Raw genomic sequence first — 15726 nt, 5'->3', positions numbered from 1 at the left:
CGAACGTCAACTCAAGCCCAGGAGCTTTTTCCATGTCCATCAAAGCCATCCCCACCGCCGGTTCCAAGCTGCTCACGCCCACCGATCACACGCTGGTGATGATCGACTTCCAGTCGCAGATGGCCTTTGCCACGCATTCCATCGACGCCGTGAACCTGCGCAACAACGCCGCGCTGGTGGCGCAGGCGGCGGCCGGCTTCGGCGTGTCGACCATCCTCACGACCGTGGCCGAGAAGAGCTTCTCGGGCCCGATGTTCAGCGAGATCACCGACGCCTTCCCCGGCCAGAAGATGCTCGACCGCACCTCGATGAACACCTGGGAAGACGCCGCCGTGATCGACCGCGTCAACCAGATCGGCAAGCCGCGCATCGTGCTGTCGGGCCTGTGGACCAGCGTGTGCATCGTCGGGCCGGCGCTGTCGGCGCTGGACCAGGGCTTCGAGGTGTACGTGATCGCCGACGCCTGCGGCGACGTGTCGGCCGAGGCGCACAACCGCGCGATGGAGCGCATGGTGCAGGCCGGCGCGCAGCCGATGACCTCGCTGCAATACCTGCTCGAGCTGCAGCGCGACTGGGCCCGCGGCGACACCTATGAGCTGACCACCGGCATCGCGAAGAAGGTGGGCGGCGCCTACGGCCTGGGCGTGACCTACGCCAAGACCATGTTCGGCGCGCACGAGGGTTGAAAGCCGGGGTGAACCAGATGAAGCCCTATGTCCTGTCGCTTGCACTCGGCCTCTTGGTCGGCGTGATCTACGCACTGTTCCAGGTGCGCTCGCCGGCGCCGCCGGTCATCGCCCTGGTGGGGCTTCTGGGGATACTGCTCGGCGAGCAGATCCCTCCGCTCATCAAGAGCGTGTTCAAGCCCGACGCCGTGGCCACCTCGTGGCTGCACCACCAGGTCAAGCCGCACGTGTTCGGCGAACTGCCGAAGTGCCTGCCCGCCCAGACTGCCGCCGAAACCCCCAACAAGGAAACCCGCCATGGCTGAGAACATGACGACCCCGCCCGACCTGATCCTGCACAACGGCCGCTTCACCACGCTGGACCGCGCCAACCCGGTGGCCGACGCCGTGGCCGTCAAGGACGGCCGCTTCACCCGTGTCGGCCGCGCCGAAGACGTGCTGCCGCTGGCCGGTGGCGCCACCCGCGTGATCGACCTGCAGGGCAAGCGCGTGCTGCCAGGGCTGATCGACAACCACCTGCACATCATTCGCGGCGGCCTGAACTTCAACCTGGAGCTGCGCTGGGACGGCGTGCGCAGCCTGGCCGACGCCATGGGCATGCTCAAGCGGCAGGTGGCCATCACCCCCGCGCCGCAGTGGGTGCGCGTGGTGGGCGGCTTCACCGAGCACCAGTTCGCGGAAAAGCGCCTGCCGACCATCGAGGAACTGAATGCGGTCGCACCCGATACGCCGGTGTTCATCCTGCACCTGTACGACCGCGCGCTGCTCAACGGCGCCGCGCTGCGCGCCGTGGGATACACCAAGGACACGCCCGCGCCACCCGGCGGCGAGATCGTGCGCGACAGCGCCGGCAACCCCACCGGCCTGCTGCTGGCCAAGCCGAACGCGGCCATCCTCTACGCCACGCTGGCCAAGGGCCCGAAGCTGCCCTTCGACTACCAGCTCAATTCCACGCGCCATTTCATGCGCGAGCTCAACCGCCTGGGCGTGACCGGCGCCATCGACGCGGGCGGCGGCAACCAGAACTACCCGGACGACTACGAAGTGATCCAGAAGCTCGCCGACGACGGCCAGCTCACCATCCGCCTGGCCTACAACCTGTTCACGCAGAAGCCCAGGCAGGAAAAGGAAGACTTCCTCAACTGGACTGCCAACTCCACATACAAGCAGGGCGACGACTACTTCCGCCACAACGGCGCCGGCGAGATGCTGGTGTTCTCGGCCGCCGACTTCGAGGACTTCCGCCAGCCGCGTCCGGAGATGGCGCCCGAGATGGAAGGCGACCTGGAGGGCGTGGTGCGCATCCTGGCGCAGAACCGCTGGCCCTGGCGCATGCACGCCACCTACGACGAGACCATCAGCCGCTCGCTCGACGTGTTCGAGAAGGTCAACAAGGACACGCCGCTGGCCGGCCTGAACTGGTTCTTCGACCATGCCGAGACCATTTCGGAGAAGTCGATGGACCGCATTGCCGCGCTGGGCGGCGGCGTGGCGGTGCAGCACCGCATGGCCTACCAGGGCGAATACTTCGTGGAGCGCTATGGCGCCGCCGCGGCCGAGGCCACGCCGCCGGTCAAGCGCATGCTGGAGCGCGGCCTGAAGGTCTCGGCCGGCACCGACGCGACGCGCGTGGCTTCGTACAACCCGTGGGTGTCGCTGTCGTGGCTGGTCACGGGCAAGACCGTGGGCGGCCTGCAGATCACGCCGCAGCGCAACCTGCTCGACCGCGAACAGGCGCTGCGCATGTGGACCGAGAACGTCACCTGGTTCTCGAACGAGGAGGGCAAGAAGGGCCGCATCCAGGCCGGCCAGCTCGCCGACCTGGTGGTGCCCGACCGCGATTTCTTCGCCTGCGCCGAATCGGACATCGCCGACACCACGGCGCTGCTCACGATGGTGGGCGGCAAGGTGGTCTACGGCGCCGGGGTGTTCGCAGCGCACGACGAAGGCTCGGTGCCCCCGGCCATGCCCGACTGGTCGCCCGCGCGCACTTTCGGCGGCTACGCCGGCTGGGCCGACAAGAAGGAGGGCGCGCCGCTGCAGAAGGTTCTGCGCAACGCGGCCATGTCCTGCGGCTGCGCCAACAACTGCAACGTGCACGGCCACGGCCACGCCACGGCCTGGAGCAGCAAGCTGCCCGTGGCCGACCTCAAGAGCTTCTGGGGCGCGCTAGGCTGCGCCTGCTGGGCGGTGTGATGGCGACGCGCTGGACCACCTCGCCCGCGCTGCGCTGGATCGCGTTGCTGCTGCTGTGCGCCGCCTACCTGCAGGGCGGACTGAACAAGGCGATGGACTTCGATGCGGCCCTCGCCGAGATGAACCACTTCGGCCTGTCGCCCGCCGGCCCGCTGGCCGTGGCGGTCATCGTGCTGGAGCTGGGCGCCTCGGCGCTGATCCTCGCGGGACGGTTGCGCTGGCTGGGCGCGCTGGCGCTCGGCGGCTTCACGCTGATGGCGACCTTCGTGGCGCTGCGCTTCTGGCAGATGCCGCTCGGGCAGGAGCGCTTCATGGCGGCCAACGCCTTCTTCGAACACCTGGGCCTGGCCGGCGGTTTCCTGCTGGTTGCCTGGCATGACCTGAAGGAGCGTGCCCATGTCTGACAACTCTCACGGCGCGGTTGCGCCGGCGGCCCGGTCCGGCGCCTTCGCGCCGTTGCGCCAGCCGGTGTTCGCGGTGCTCTGGGCCGCCACCGTGCTCGGCAACATCGGCAGCTTCATGCGCGACGTGGCCAGCTCGTGGCTGGTGACCGACCTGTCGGCCAACCCGACGGCGGTGGCGCTCATCCAGACGGCGGCCACGCTGCCGGTGTTCCTGCTCGCCATTCCGGCGGGGGTGCTCTCGGACATCCTCGACCGGCGGCGCTTCCTGATCTTCGTGCAGCTGGTGCTGGCGGCGGTCAGCGGCACGCTGCTGGTGCTCTCGCACACCGGCGCGCTCACGGTCGAATACCTGATCGTGCTGACCTTCGTGGGCGGCATCGGTGCGGCGCTGATGGGGCCGACCTGGCAATCGATCGTGCCGGAGCTGGTGCCGCGTTCGGACCTCAAGGGCGCGGTGGCGCTGAACTCGCTGGGCATCAACATCGCGCGCTCCATCGGGCCGGCGGCTGGCGGGCTGATCCTTGCCAGCTTCGGCGCGGCGGCCACCTACGGCGTGGACGTGCTGAGCTATGTGTTCGTGATCGCCGCGCTGCTGTGGTGGAAGCGCCCGGCGCCTGCCGACAGCGGGCTGTCGGAGAACTTTCTCGGCGCCTTCCGCGCCGGCCTGCGCTACACGCGGGCCAGCAAGGAGCTGCACGTGGTGCTGCTGCGCGCGGCGGTGTTCTTCCTGTTCGCCAGTTCGGTGTGGGCGCTGCTGCCGCTGGTGGCGCGCCAGATGCTCGGCGGCAGCGCCGGCTTCTACGGCGTGCTGCTCGGCGCCGTGGGGGCGGGCGCCATCGGCGGCGCGCTGGTGATGCCGCGCCTGCGTGCCCGGCTCGACGCCGACGGCATGCTGCTGCTGGCGGCGCTGCTCACGGCCGCCGTGATGGGCAGCCTGGTCTTCGCGCCGCCGAAGTGGCTGGCGGTGCTGCTGCTGTTGCTGCTGGGCCTGGGCTGGATCATTGCGCTGACCACGCTCAACGGCGTGGCCCAGTCGATCCTGCCCAACTGGGTGCGCGGACGCGGGCTGGCCGTGTACCTCACGGTGTTCAACGGCGCGATGGCGGCGGGCAGCCTGGGCTGGGGCCTGGTGGCCCAGCAGGTCGGCGTGCCGGCCACGCTGGTGGCGGGGGCCGTGGGGCTGGTGGTGGTCGGGCTGGTGTTCCACCGCGTGCGGCTGCCCTCCGGCGAGGCCGACCTGCAGGCGTCGAACCACTGGCCCGAGCCTTTGCTCGCCGAGCCGGTGGCGCACGACCGCGGGCCGGTGATGATCCAGATCGAATACCGCATCCGCAAGGACGACCGTCTGGCCTTCCTGCAGACGATGAAGCGCCTGTCTCTCGAACGCCGCCGCGACGGCGCCTACGCCTGGGGCCTGCACGAGCACACGGCCGACGCCGAACGGGTGATGGAGTGGTTCCTCGTCGAATCCTGGGCGGAGCACCTGCGCCAGCACCACCGGGTGTCGCAGGCCGACGCCGACCTGCAGGGCGAGGCGCTGCGCTTTCACATCGGGCCGGGGAAGCCCGAGGTGCATCACTTCCTGGCGCTGTAGCGCGGGCGGCTTGGGCCCGCGGTCGTCAGGGACAGTGCCGGTGGCGATAATCCCCGGATGCGAATCCGCTTTACCAAGATGCAGGGAGCCGGCAACGATTTCGTCGTGCTGGACGAAACGCGCGGCACGCTGGGCCTCAGCGCCGCGCAATACCGCTTTCTGGCCGACCGCCACTTCGGCGTCGGCGCCGACCAGATCCTCACGGTGCGGCCTTCGCCGGCCGAGGGGGTCGACTTCCAATATGTCATTCACAACGCCGACGGCGGCGAAGTGGAGCAGTGCGGCAACGGCGCGCGCTGCTTCATGCGCTTCGTCAGCGAACACAAGCTGACCGAAAAAGACTCCGTGCGCGTGCAGACGCTGGCCGGCGTCATCGAGCCGCGCATGGGCGCCGACGGCCGCGTGACGGTCGACATGGGCGCCCCGGTCTTCGACACCGCGCGCGTGCCGTTCGACACGGCCGGGCTCGACCCGCAACCCGACGGCGGCTGGCAAACCTGGCACCTCGCGCTCGGCACGCACGCCGACAGCGCCATCGTCGCGCTGGCGGTGCTGTCGATGGGCAACCCGCACGCGGTGCAGGTGGTCGACAACGTCGACACCGCTCCCGTGGCCGAGCAGGGCCCGAAGATCGAGCACCACCCGCGCTTTCCGCAGCGGGTGAACGCGGGCTTCATGCAGGTGGTCGACCGCGCGCACATCAAGCTGCGGGTGTTCGAGCGCGGCGCCGGCGAAACGCTGGCCTGCGGCACCGGCGCCTGCGCGGCGGTGGTGGCGGGCATCCGGCTGGGGCTGCTGGACCGCCGGGTCGACGTGCAGACGCACGGCGGCATTCTCACCATCGAATGGCAGGGCGAAGGCCAGCCGGTGCTCATGACGGGGCCGGCCACCACGGTGTTCGAGGGCGACATCGAGGTGCCGGAGCTGCCATGACGACCAACTTCACGAACAACAACGACGCCAACGCCATGAACCCGATCACCGAAGACGACATCGCCAACTACCTGGCGAACACGCCGGACTTCTTCGAGCGCCATGCCCAGCTGCTGGCGCAGGTGCAGCTCACCAGCCCGCACGGCAACCGCGCCGTGAGCCTGCAGGAGCGCCAGGCCGAGATGCTGCGCGAAAAGATCAAGGCGCTGGAGCATCGCCTGATGGACATGGTGCGCCACGGCACCGAGAACGTCGTCATCGCCGACCGCCTGCAGCGCTGGACCAGCGGCCTGCTGACCACGCGCGACCCGCGCAGCCTGCCGTACCGCATCGCGGTCGACCTGCAGTCGCTGTTCCTGGTGCCGCAGACGGCCATCAAGGTGTGGGACTGCAGCAGCGAATACCTCAACGAGGCCTATGCCCAGTGGGTGAGCGACGACGTGAAGGCGCTGGCCACCTCGCTGACTTCGCCGTACTGCGGGCTCAATTCGGGCTTCGAGGCGGCCAACTGGCTGCCGGAGCCGCAGTCGGCCATGTCGATCGCGCTGATCCCGCTGCGCGCCGACGCCGAGTCGCCGGCCTTCGGGATGCTGGTGCTGGCGTCGCCCGACGCGCAGCGCTTCAACTCCGAAATGGGCACCGACTTCCTCGAGCGCATCGCCGAGCTGGCGTCGGGCGGGCTGTCGCGGCTGCGTCCTTGAGCCGCCCGCGCTGGTTGCGGCGGCCCTGGCAGGTCCTGCTGTTCGGCGGGCTGCTGGCCGGGGCGCTGGTGTACGCGGCCATCGGCGCGTTCATCTGGCGGCAGGCCGAAGCGCTGCTGGCCAACCCGCCGCAGCGCGCGGCCGACGCCGCCCTGGTGCTCGGCAGCCGCGCCTACCTGGACGGCAAGCCCCACCCCTGCCTCTCGGGGCGGGTCGACACCGCGGTGGCGATGGCCAGGACCGGCCTCGTGAAGCAGCTCGCCTTCTCGGGCGGCGTGGATTCCGAAGACGGCCGCACGGAGGCCATCGCGATGCAGGAGCGCGCCGTGGCCGCGGGCTACGCCGGGCCGGTGCTGCTGGAGCCCGCTTCCACCTCCACGCGCCTGAATCTTTCGCTGTCGCGCCCGCTGCTGGAGGCGGCCGGCGTGCGCAGCGTGGTCATCGTGTCGGAGCCGTTCCACATGTGGCGCGTCGAGCGCCTGGTGAAGATGAGCGGTTTCGACCGGATCTTCGACGTGCAGTACGCGGCGGCGCCCACGTCCTGCTGGAACGCGCTGGGGCCGTTTTCGAAGGGCGCGTTGCGCGAGCCGGCGGCCATCGTGAACAATGTCTTCCGTGGCTTCCTCTTCTGAGCCCTCCGGGCCCGCGACGCCGGCCGTTTCCGCAGATTCCGGCTGGGTCGAAAAATACCTCGAGCATGTGCGCGTCGAGCGCCGGCTCGCGGCGCGCACTGTCGAGCTGTACGCCTTCCACCTGAAGTCGCTGACCAACCACGCCGCCGAGGCGAAGCTGCCGCTGGACCGCGTGCAGACCGCCCACATCCGCCGCTGGATGGCGCAGCTGCACGGCGCGGGGCGCGAGCCGCGCGGCATTGCGCTGGTGCTGTCGTGCTGGCGCAGCTTCTACCGCTGGCTCGGCCATGAAGGGCTGGTCGGCTTCAACCCGGTGCAGGACGTGCATGCGCCCAAGGCCGGCAAGCCCTTGCCCAAGGCGCTGGGCGTGGACGACGCGGTGCGCCTGGCCGAGCTGTACGACCCCGAGGCCGACCCCTGGACCGAGGCGCGCGACAGCGCCATCGTCGAAATGCTCTACGGCTGCGGCCTGCGCGTGAGCGAGCTCACGGGGCTCGACGCGCAGGCGAGCAGCACGGCGCGCGGCTGGGTCGACCTGGATGCGGGCGACGCCAACGTGCTCGGCAAGGGCAGCAAGCGCCGCATCGTGCCGATGGGCAGCAAGGCGGCCGAGGCGGTGCGCGACTGGCTCGCGGTGCGCGGCGACTGCGCCGCGCTGGCCACCTCGCACCTGCGCGACCCGCAGGCCGCCGCCGCGCTCTTCATCAGCGCCAAGGGCGTGCGGATGTCGTCGCAGGCGGTGTGGAAGCTGCTGCGCGAACGCAGCCTCAAGGCCGGCCTCGCTGCGCCGGTGCATCCGCACATGCTGCGGCATTCCTTCGCCAGCCACGTGCTGCAGTCGAGCAGCGACCTGCGCGCGGTGCAGGAGCTGCTCGGCCACGCCAACATCTCGACCACGCAGGTCTACACGCGGCTGGATTTCCAGCATCTGGCCAAGGCCTACGACGCCGCGCATCCGCGCGCCAAGGCCAGGCCGGAGAACGACAAGTAAGCAACAACAACCAATGAAAACCCTTCGCCTCAAACCCGGCAAAGAGCGCTCGATGCAGCGCCGCCACCCCTGGGTCTTCGAATCCGCCATCGCGCGCGGCGGTGCCGATTCCGGCGAGACGGTGCGCGTCGAGTCGCACGACGGCGCCTTCCTGGCGTGGGCCGCGTTCAGCCCGGTCTCGAAGATCCGCGCGCGGGCCTGGAGCTTCGTCGAGACGCAGCGCATCGACGCCGCCTTCCTCGCGTCGGTGTGCGCCCGCGCGGTGGCCGCGCGCGGCCTGTTCGACCTGCAGAGCGATGGCGTGCGGCTGGTGCACGGCGAGGCCGACGGCCTGCCGGGGCTGATCGTCGACCGCTACGGCGACACGCTGGTGGCGCAGTTTCTGTCGGCCGGCGTGGAGCGCTGGAAAGACGTGCTGGCCGACGCGCTGCTCAAGGCCACGGGCCTTTCCAGGCTCTACGAGCGCTCCGACGCCAGCGGCCGCGAGCGCGAAGGCCTGAAGCCCGTCACCGGCTGGCTGCGCGGCGACGGGCCGACCGAGATCGTCATTCGCGAGCACGGCTGGCAGCTGTCGCTGGACATCGCGACCGGCCACAAGACCGGCTTCTACCTCGACCAGCGCGACAGCCGCCAGCGTTTTGCCGAGCTGGCGCAGCACCGGCGCTTCCGGCGCGTGCTGAACTGCTTCTGCTACACGGGCGGCTTCACCGTCGCGGCGCTCTCGGGCTTGAAGGCCGCAAACGCGCTGCAGGGCGCGCAGCTGGTGTCGGCCGATTCGTCGCTGCCGGCGCTGGAGCGCGCGCGCGGCCACCTGGCGCTGAACGGCTTCGAGGGGCAGGGCATCGAGACCGAATTCCTCGACGCCAACGTGAACACGGTGCTGCGCGAGTTCATCGACCAGGGCCGCACCTTCGACGCCATCGTGCTCGACCCGCCCAAGTTCGCGCCCACGGCGGCGCATGCCGAGCGCGCGGCGCGGGCCTACAAGGACATCAACCGGCTGGCGCTCAAGCTGCTGGAGCCGGGCGGCGTGCTGCTCACGTTCTCCTGCTCGGGCGGCATCAGCGCCGACCTGTTCCACAAGATCGTGGCCTCGGCCGGGATCGACGCGGGCGTGGACGGCTACATCGCCGAGCGGCTGGGCGCGGCGCCCGACCATCCGATGACCATCGAGTTCCCGGAAGGGGAGTACCTGAAGGGCCTGGTGGTGGTCCGCAAGCCGGCTTGACCCTGCCGGCAACGCAACTCAGTGGCATTGGCTAAACTGCCTGCCAAGTCTTTTTCCGCCCCTTTTCCTGTTTTCCGCTTCCGGAGCACTCCCACATGGCCCTCATTCCCGCGACCATCCTCACCGGCTTTCTCGGCTCTGGCAAAACCACGCTGCTCAAGCGCATCCTGACCGAGGCCCACGGCCAGAAGATCGCGGTCATCGAGAACGAGTTCGGCGAAGAGAACATCGACAGCGACATCCTGGTGACCGAGTCGAAGGAGCAGATCGTGCAGATGAGCAACGGCTGCGTCTGCTGCACCATCCGCGAAGACCTGCGCGAGGCGCTGCAGCTGCTGGCCGCCAAGAAGCGCCAGGGCCTGCTGGACTTCGACCGCGTGGTGATCGAGACCACCGGCCTGGCCGATCCCGGCCCGGTGGCGCAGACCTTCTTCATGGACGACGAGATCGCCGAGAGCTACCTGCTCGACTCGATCCTGACGCTGGTCGACGCCAAGCATGCGCCGCAGCAGCTCAACGACCGCCAGGAAGCGCGCCGCCAGGTGGGCTTTGCCGACCAGATCTTCATCAGCAAGAGCGAGCTGGTGTCGGCCGAGGAGACCGAGGCGCTCATCCACCGCCTCAAGCACATGAACCCGCGCGCGCCGCAGCAGAAGGCGCACTTCGGCGACGTGCCGCTGAAGGACATCTTCGACCTGCGCGGCTTCAACCTGAACGCCAAGCTCGACATCGACCCCGACTTCCTCAAGGAAGACGACCACGACCATCACGACCATGACCACGCGCATGGCGAGCACTGCGACCATCCCTCGCACAAGCACGAAGGCGGGCACGGCCACCATCACCACACGGACGACGACGTGAAGAGCTTCGTCTACAAGGCCGACCGTGCGTTCGACCCGGCCAAGCTGGAAGACTTCCTGGGCGCCATCGTCAACATCTACGGCCCTCGCATGCTGCGCTACAAGGGCGTGCTGAACATGAAGGGCACCGAGCGCAAGGTGATCTTCCAGGGCGTGCATCAGCTCATGGGCAGCGACCTGGGCCCCGAGTGGGGCAAGGACGAGGCGCGCCAGAGCCGCATGGTGTTCATCGGCATCGAGCTGCCGCGCGAGATCCTGGAGCAGGGCCTGGAGCAGTGCCTGGTCTGAAGCCCTGACTTGCTCCTTCCCCCGCTGGGGGGAAGGAGACATACCCTGCTACTTGCCCAGCCCGCCCAGCGGCTTGCCGTTGACCTTCAGGTTGCCGTCGCTGAACTCGACCTGGGCGGTCACGTCGTCGCCGTCGCGCTTCACGAAGCCGCTCTGCTCGCCCTGGGTGACCAGCAGCGCCACGGTTTCGGGCGGGGGCGTCTGGCCGCTCTCGGCACCGGTTGCGGCCAGTTTCTCGATCCACTGCATCGGCAGGCGCGCATTGGCCTTGAGCACGCCGCGCTTGAGCAGGAGCGCGGTGCCGGGCAGCTGCAGGTCCTCGTCGGTCACGCCGGCCATGCTGGCGGTGTAGCCGAGTTCGCCGCGCTTGCCGTCGATTTCGACCAGCATCTTGTCGATGCCGGCTTCGGGGCCGTACTTGGCCATGGCCTTGAGGTCCGGCGAGAGCTGTTCCACCAGCGCGCTCATGGCGGCCTGTGAAGCCTTGCTGCCGCCCTTGCCGCAGCCGTTGGCGGCGCTCGACTGCATCCAGGCGTCGGCCAGCTTCTTGTAGCCGGCGGCATGGATGCGGCGCGCGCTGCTGGTCAGCTCGAACCTGTCGATCCTGGTGGCGCCGATCTTGCCGGCGCCCTTGAGGGTGCCTTCGGACGCGTAGAGCCCGTCCTTGATGCTCGCGCCGCCCACCAGGTCGATGCCCTGCAGCAGCACGGTCGGCAGCGGCTTGCGCGGCGTGGTGTCGTCGCCGTCGCCGGCGCCCAGGCCCTTGGGCGCGGCGAATTCGAGCGTGTCGAGGCGGCCCTCGGTCTTGCCGGTGGCCAGGAACCAGCCGGCGCTGCTGTCCATGTCGGCCTTGGCCGTGAGCTTGCCCATCTTCATGGTCAGGCCGCTGCGGGTGTCGTTGAAGTCGAAGCCGGGCATCGTCAGGTCGTAGCGCACCTGGGTGCGCGCGGCGTTCACGTCCATGCGCAGCTGCGCGCCCTGCCATGCCATCTGGCCCTTGCCGTCTTCGGCGAGCCTGGCGGGCGCCACGTTCAGGTCGCTGGTGAAGGCGCCGCTGAAGGCGACCTTGGTGCGGGCCGTGAGCGGCTTGGCCTCGCCGAACAGCTTCTTCGCGTCGGCCTGGGTCTTGGCGTCGAGCACCAGTTCGCTGTCGATGGTGGCCGCGGCAAGCGTGCCGCCGGCCAGCGGGCCGTGGTGGATGGTGTCGCGGATGGTGAAGCGCAGCGGCTTGGGCGGCGCGGCTTCGGCTTCTTCCTCCGGCTCTTCCTCGGGTTCCTCGCCGGCGGCGGGTTTCTGCGCGGCGGCGGCCGCTGCGGCGTCGGGCGCGCAGCCGATTTCGAGGGTCACGGTGCTCACGGCACCGAGGAAGCCGCGCTCGTAGCTGCGCTCGACCACCCGCACCAGCGCGGTCTGCTTCGGAAGTTCTTCGAATGCGGTGTCGTAACGCGACTTGACCTGCGAACCGGCCCACCAGGTGCTGCCACCGTAGGCGACCGCGATGGCTGCGGCCAGGACGCCCAATACTGCTGCTTTTTTGCTCAAGACTTGCTTTCTTTTGTCGAATGATCGGATGGCCCGCGCCGCCAAAAGGGCAATGGCCGGCCAGCGCCACCCCCTCCAGCGGCGCCGCGCGATGCTAATGGACGCGACCGGCAGCCGGACACATCGCCCGCGCTTTCGAGTTCTCTATACAATCGCGCGCCTGTTCCGGCAGCCACACCCCGTCCCAGCGGACGGGATGTGGCATCCGGCACGGGGCGCCGCACGTTTCTGGTGGGCTTTCGGGGGTATAACCCCGGGGTTCGCCGTTGGCGGGCACCCCGACAACGTGGAGCCGGCGCGGCCTGAAAGCCGCAATCGGTTCCCATGGGAGGAGACACCCAGTGAAAGCGCGTTCCAGTTCGACCAAGGAGCCAGTCACCGTGAAGAAACCCGCCGCCAAGGCCACGCCAGCAACCAAGCCCGCCGCAAAGAAGGTGGCGGCTGCGAAGCAGGCTGCACCTGCGGCAAAAAAGGTTTCCGCCGCAGTGCCGGACCCCACGGCGAAAGAGAAAAGCGCGCCGACCAAAAAGACCGCGGCAGCACCGGCCAAAGCCGTGACCGCTGCCAAGAAATCCGCCAAGCCTGCAACTGCCGCGACCAAGAGCGCAGGCGCGGGTACCTCGTCATCCAAACCCGTCGGCCGCCCTGCTGCCGTTCCTTCTGCTTCCCCGATCCCCATGAAAAAAACGGCTGCCGCCTCCACTTCCGCCCCGGCGACACCCTCGATTCCCGCCCAAACCGCCACGCCCGCTCCCGCTGCGCGTGGTGGCCGCGTGTCCCGGCTGTCGCAATTGACCGTTCCCTCGATGCCGCAATCGGTGGCATCGACCGCCGCCAAGTCCAGCTTCTCGCAGGCGCCCTCCACCGCGCTGGTGCCGCCGCCGCCCCTGGCCGTGAAGAAGGACCCGAAGCTGGTCAACAACTGGAAGACCAAGTCCGCCAACGAGCTGAGCGACGCCGAAGTCATCGCCATGCCCGACGACGAGTACATGAACGAAAAGCAGATGGCGTTCTTCCGCCTGAAGCTCGAAGAACTCAAGCGCGGCATCCTCGAGAACGCCGGCGAGACCACCGAGCACCTGCGTGAGGACACCGTGGTCGTGCCCGACCCGGCCGACCGCGCCACCATCGAGGAAGAACACGCCCTCGAACTGCGCACCCGCGACCGCGAGCGCAAGCTGCTCAAGAAGATCGAGCAGTCGATCCAGCGCATCGACGCCGGCGACTACGGCTACTGCGACGAAACCGGCGAACCCATCGGCGTCGGCCGCCTGCTCGCCCGCCCGACGGCCACGCTGTCGCTCGAAGCGCAGCAGCGCCGGGAACTCAAGCAGAAGATGTTCGGGGATTGATCGGGAACAAGGTCGCAAGAACCCCCCGTCCGCAAGCTTTCGTCGAATGGCAAAGGAAGAGTCGGGCCGCCTTTTTTCGAAGGTGGCCAAGTTTGTCCGCAATCCGCTGAAGGATTGGTCGGAACTGGACGAGCCCGCCCAGTCGGACTCTTCGTTGCCCGAGCAGGCCTACAACAGGGAAATGCTCAAGGAGATGATCGAACGGCGCCAGCGCAACGACTTCGTGCGCCGCCGCGAGTTCGACATGCTGCGCAAGCTGCGCCAGCGCGAGGCTGCAGCCCACGCCTTCGACCCGACCGTCACGCCGTCGTCGTTCAATCTCAACAGCTCTTCGGAAAAGCTCGAAGGCCGCGCGCTCACGCTCAAGAAGATCGACGAGATCGAGCAGCAGATGTCGCAGCAGTGGTGGAAGGGGCGCGGCCCGAACGGCGAGCCGCTGGTCAACCAGCCGCCCGACGCCGGCGCCGAGACCCTGCCGCCCGTCGGTTCCGACGCGCCCGATACGCAGACCGACCGGCCCGACAGCGGTGGCGCGCCCGTCGCGGCGGCGCCGGCCGGGGAGGCGCCGGCGATGGCCGCGGGCGCGGCGCCAGCGCCCCTGTCGCGGCTGGCGCACGACGGCGCGCTCGAAGAGGCCGTCATCCGCTTCGCGCATGGCGACGACACCGGCGCCGAAGCCATCCTGCTGCAGGCCCTGGCCTCCGAGAGCGCCCCCGCCACGGAAGCCGAGGGCAGCCCCGCCGCCGAGCGTGACGACAGCCGCTGGCGTGCCCTGTTCGACCTGTACCGCGCAACCGGCGATGCCGCCAAGTTCGCCGCCGCCCGCATGCGCTATGCGCATCGCATGCGGCGCATGGGGCCCGACTGGGTTTCGTTCGAAGAACTGGCCCGCAGCGTCAAGGCCGTGGCCGCCAGCGAAGAGGCAGGCGCCGTCTCCGAAGCCACCGCGCACGCCGACTGGGTGTCGCCCACGCACCTGGGGCGCGAAGGCCTGGTGGAGCTCACGCGCGCACTCTCGAAGGCCGGCTCGGTCTGGACGCTCGACTGGCGCGCCCTGAACACCATTGGCGCCGATGCCGCCGCGCCGCTGCGGGTGCTGTTCACCCACTGGGCCGATTCGCCGGTGCAACTGCGCTTCATGGGCTCCGCCCAGTTGCTGGCGGTGCTGTCCGAGGCCGCGCCCAACAACGACCGCAGCACCGAAGACGTCTGGTGGCAGCTGCACCTCGCGGCGCTGCGCATGATGCACCTGCCCGACGACTTCGAGCTGGTCGCGCTCAACTACTGCATCACCTACGAGGTGTCGCCGCCCTCCTGGCAAGACCCGCGCGGTGAATGCGCCTCGCTGGCCGCGCCGCCGGCGAGCCGCCCCAGCTCGGTGTGGTCGCTGCTGTCGGTCGGTGGCGATTCCGAGAGCTTTCCGTCCACCGACAGCGGTTTCGCCGCGCTGGCGGGCGACCTGCGGGGCGAGTCCCTGTCGAGCTGGGAGCGGCTCGACAACGACCTGCGCCACACCTCGGCGCCCGTCATTTCCTGTGCCGCGCTGCTGCGCATGGACCTGGCCGCCGCCGGCGCGCTGCTGAGCTGGGTGCGCACGCGCGACGCCAATGGCGAACGCGTGCAGTTCGTCGATGCGCACCGGCTCATCGCCGCGCTGTTCACGCTGGTAGGCATTACCGATCACGCCACGGTCGCGGTTAGGAAAAACTAAGGCGCCGGGCGGCCTTGCCGCGGGTTGCATTGCCTCTTGCCATCCCCAGATGGCTTCGATGGAACAGTTTCACGGCACCACCATCGTGAGCGTGCGCCGCAAGACCCCCCAAGGCGACCAGGTCGCCATCGGCGGGGACGGGCAGGTCACTCTCGGCAATATCGTCATCAAGGGCACGGCGCGCAAGGTGCGCCGGCTTTATCACGGCAAGGTGCTGGCCGGCTTTGCCGGCGCCACCGCCGACGCCTTCACGCTCTTCGAGCGCTTCGAGGCCAAGCTCGAAAAGCACCAGGGCCACCTGACCCGCGCGGCCGTCGAGCTCACCAAGGACTGGCGCACCGACCGCGTGCTGCGCAAGCTCGAGGCCATGCTGGCGGTGGCCGACGCCACCACTTCTCTCATCATCACCGGCAACGGCGACGTTCTGGAGCCCGAGGACGGCGTGATCGCCATCGGTTCCGGCGGCGCGTATGCCCAGTCGGCGGCCAAGGCGCTGATCGAGAACACCGAGCTTTCGGCCGAGCAGATCGTGCGCAAATCGCTGGCGATCGCCGGAGAAATCTGCATTTACACGAACATGAACCACACCGTGGAAGCGCTCTGAC

15 protein-coding genes are annotated in these 15726 nt (G+C 69.1%); 14 read left to right on the top strand and 1 reads right to left on the bottom strand.

Annotated features, from left to right (window positions below; genetic code table 11):
- Positions 1-32: 32 nt before the first annotated feature.
- From C4F17_RS14700 to C4F17_RS14650, 11 genes are all read left to right on the top strand, one after another.
- Positions 33-686, top strand: coding sequence for a hydrolase (locus C4F17_RS14700; protein WP_106935717.1), 654 nt, complete (start codon positions 33-35; stop codon positions 684-686).
- Between the two features lie 17 nt (positions 687-703).
- Entirely contained in the window at positions 704-991 is a 288-nt protein-coding gene (locus C4F17_RS14695) for a DUF1427 family protein (RefSeq protein WP_081271399.1), read from the top strand.
- 4 nt (positions 992-995) lie between these two features.
- Positions 996-2882: an amidohydrolase gene (locus tag C4F17_RS14690; protein WP_409196333.1), complete on the top strand. Its 1887-nt coding sequence runs from the start codon at positions 996-998 to the stop codon at positions 2880-2882.
- Positions 2882-3286 carry a DoxX family protein gene (locus tag C4F17_RS14685; protein ID WP_106937558.1) on the top strand — a complete coding sequence of 135 codons (405 nt, stop codon included), beginning with the start codon at positions 2882-2884 and terminating at the stop codon, positions 3284-3286. Before C4F17_RS14690 ends, C4F17_RS14685 begins: the two co-directional genes overlap by 1 nt.
- The gene (locus C4F17_RS14680) at positions 3279-4880 is read left to right on the top strand and encodes an MFS transporter (protein ID WP_106937557.1); all 1602 of its coding nucleotides are present in this window, start codon (positions 3279-3281) and stop codon (positions 4878-4880) included. Before C4F17_RS14685 ends, C4F17_RS14680 begins: the two co-directional genes overlap by 8 nt.
- Before the next feature lie 57 nt (positions 4881-4937).
- Entirely contained in the window at positions 4938-5813 is an 876-nt protein-coding gene (gene dapF, locus C4F17_RS14675) for a diaminopimelate epimerase (protein WP_106935715.1), read from the top strand.
- Positions 5810-6514, top strand: a complete 705-nt coding sequence (locus C4F17_RS14670; protein ID WP_081271352.1) for a DUF484 family protein — start codon at positions 5810-5812, stop codon at positions 6512-6514. The genes dapF and C4F17_RS14670 overlap by 4 nt, the downstream gene beginning before the upstream one ends.
- Positions 6511-7146, top strand: a complete 636-nt coding sequence (locus C4F17_RS14665) for a YdcF family protein (protein WP_106935714.1) — start codon at positions 6511-6513, stop codon at positions 7144-7146. Before C4F17_RS14670 ends, C4F17_RS14665 begins: the two co-directional genes overlap by 4 nt.
- Positions 7130-8137 carry a tyrosine recombinase XerC gene (locus C4F17_RS14660; RefSeq protein ID WP_267898693.1) on the top strand — a complete coding sequence of 336 codons (1008 nt, stop codon included), beginning with the start codon at positions 7130-7132 and terminating at the stop codon, positions 8135-8137. Before C4F17_RS14665 ends, C4F17_RS14660 begins: the two co-directional genes overlap by 17 nt.
- Before the next feature lie 13 nt (positions 8138-8150).
- A complete protein-coding gene (locus C4F17_RS14655; RefSeq protein ID WP_106935712.1) occupies positions 8151-9365 on the top strand; it encodes a class I SAM-dependent rRNA methyltransferase in 1215 nt (404 codons plus the stop codon).
- Positions 9366-9460: 95 nt separating this feature from the next.
- Positions 9461-10516: a CobW family GTP-binding protein gene (locus C4F17_RS14650; protein WP_081271346.1), complete on the top strand. Its 1056-nt coding sequence runs from the start codon at positions 9461-9463 to the stop codon at positions 10514-10516.
- A gap of 48 nt (positions 10517-10564) precedes the next feature.
- Here the strand turns inward: C4F17_RS14650 and C4F17_RS14645 are convergent, their stop codons facing one another.
- Positions 10565-12058, bottom strand: a complete 1494-nt coding sequence (locus tag C4F17_RS14645) for a YdgA family protein (protein WP_234382090.1) — start codon at positions 12056-12058, stop codon at positions 10565-10567.
- Positions 12059-12612: 554 nt separating this feature from the next.
- On the opposite strand from C4F17_RS14645, the gene dksA reads away from it, so the two are divergent.
- From dksA to hslV, 3 genes are read left to right on the top strand one after another with little or no spacing between them, the layout of a single operon-like run.
- Complete coding sequence (gene dksA, locus C4F17_RS33420; RefSeq protein WP_409196334.1) at positions 12613-13410, top strand: RNA polymerase-binding protein DksA; 798 nt, start codon at positions 12613-12615, stop codon at positions 13408-13410.
- Positions 13411-13456: 46 nt separating this feature from the next.
- The gene (locus C4F17_RS14635; RefSeq protein WP_106935710.1) at positions 13457-15121 is read left to right on the top strand and encodes an STAS domain-containing protein; all 1665 of its coding nucleotides are present in this window, start codon (positions 13457-13459) and stop codon (positions 15119-15121) included.
- A 58-nt stretch (positions 15122-15179) separates the two neighbouring features.
- Entirely contained in the window at positions 15180-15725 is a 546-nt protein-coding gene (gene hslV, locus C4F17_RS14630; RefSeq protein WP_007832466.1) for an ATP-dependent protease subunit HslV, read from the top strand.
- Position 15726: the final 1 nt, after the last annotated feature.

Origin of the sequence: Variovorax sp. PMC12, assembly GCF_003019815.1 — a bacterium.
Lineage (GTDB): Bacteria > Pseudomonadota > Gammaproteobacteria > Burkholderiales > Burkholderiaceae_C > Variovorax.
The sequence above is the reverse complement of the archived record's forward strand: the minus strand, read 5'-3'. Positions and strand labels throughout refer to the sequence as shown.

Excerpts from the sequence above, each read along its gene's own strand:
- hslV (WP_007832466.1), top strand. The coding sequence starts at position 15,180 with ATGGAACAGTTTCACGGCACCACCATCGTGAGCGTGCGCCGCAAGACC.
- dapF (WP_106935715.1), top strand. The coding sequence starts at position 4,938 with ATGCGAATCCGCTTTACCAAGATGCAGGGAGCCGGCAACGATTTCGTC.
- C4F17_RS14695 (WP_081271399.1), top strand. The coding sequence starts at position 704 with ATGAAGCCCTATGTCCTGTCGCTTGCACTCGGCCTCTTGGTCGGCGTG.
- C4F17_RS14690 (WP_409196333.1), top strand. The coding sequence starts at position 996 with ATGACGACCCCGCCCGACCTGATCCTGCACAACGGCCGCTTCACCACG.
- C4F17_RS14635 (WP_106935710.1), top strand. The coding sequence starts at position 13,457 with ATGGCAAAGGAAGAGTCGGGCCGCCTTTTTTCGAAGGTGGCCAAGTTT.
- C4F17_RS14685 (WP_106937558.1), top strand. The coding sequence starts at position 2,882 with ATGGCGACGCGCTGGACCACCTCGCCCGCGCTGCGCTGGATCGCGTTG.
- C4F17_RS14680 (WP_106937557.1), top strand. The coding sequence starts at position 3,279 with ATGTCTGACAACTCTCACGGCGCGGTTGCGCCGGCGGCCCGGTCCGGC.
- C4F17_RS14650 (WP_081271346.1), top strand. The coding sequence starts at position 9,461 with ATGGCCCTCATTCCCGCGACCATCCTCACCGGCTTTCTCGGCTCTGGC.
- C4F17_RS14655 (WP_106935712.1), top strand. The coding sequence starts at position 8,151 with ATGAAAACCCTTCGCCTCAAACCCGGCAAAGAGCGCTCGATGCAGCGC.
- C4F17_RS14670 (WP_081271352.1), top strand. The coding sequence starts at position 5,810 with ATGACGACCAACTTCACGAACAACAACGACGCCAACGCCATGAACCCG.
- C4F17_RS14700 (WP_106935717.1), top strand. The coding sequence starts at position 33 with ATGTCCATCAAAGCCATCCCCACCGCCGGTTCCAAGCTGCTCACGCCC.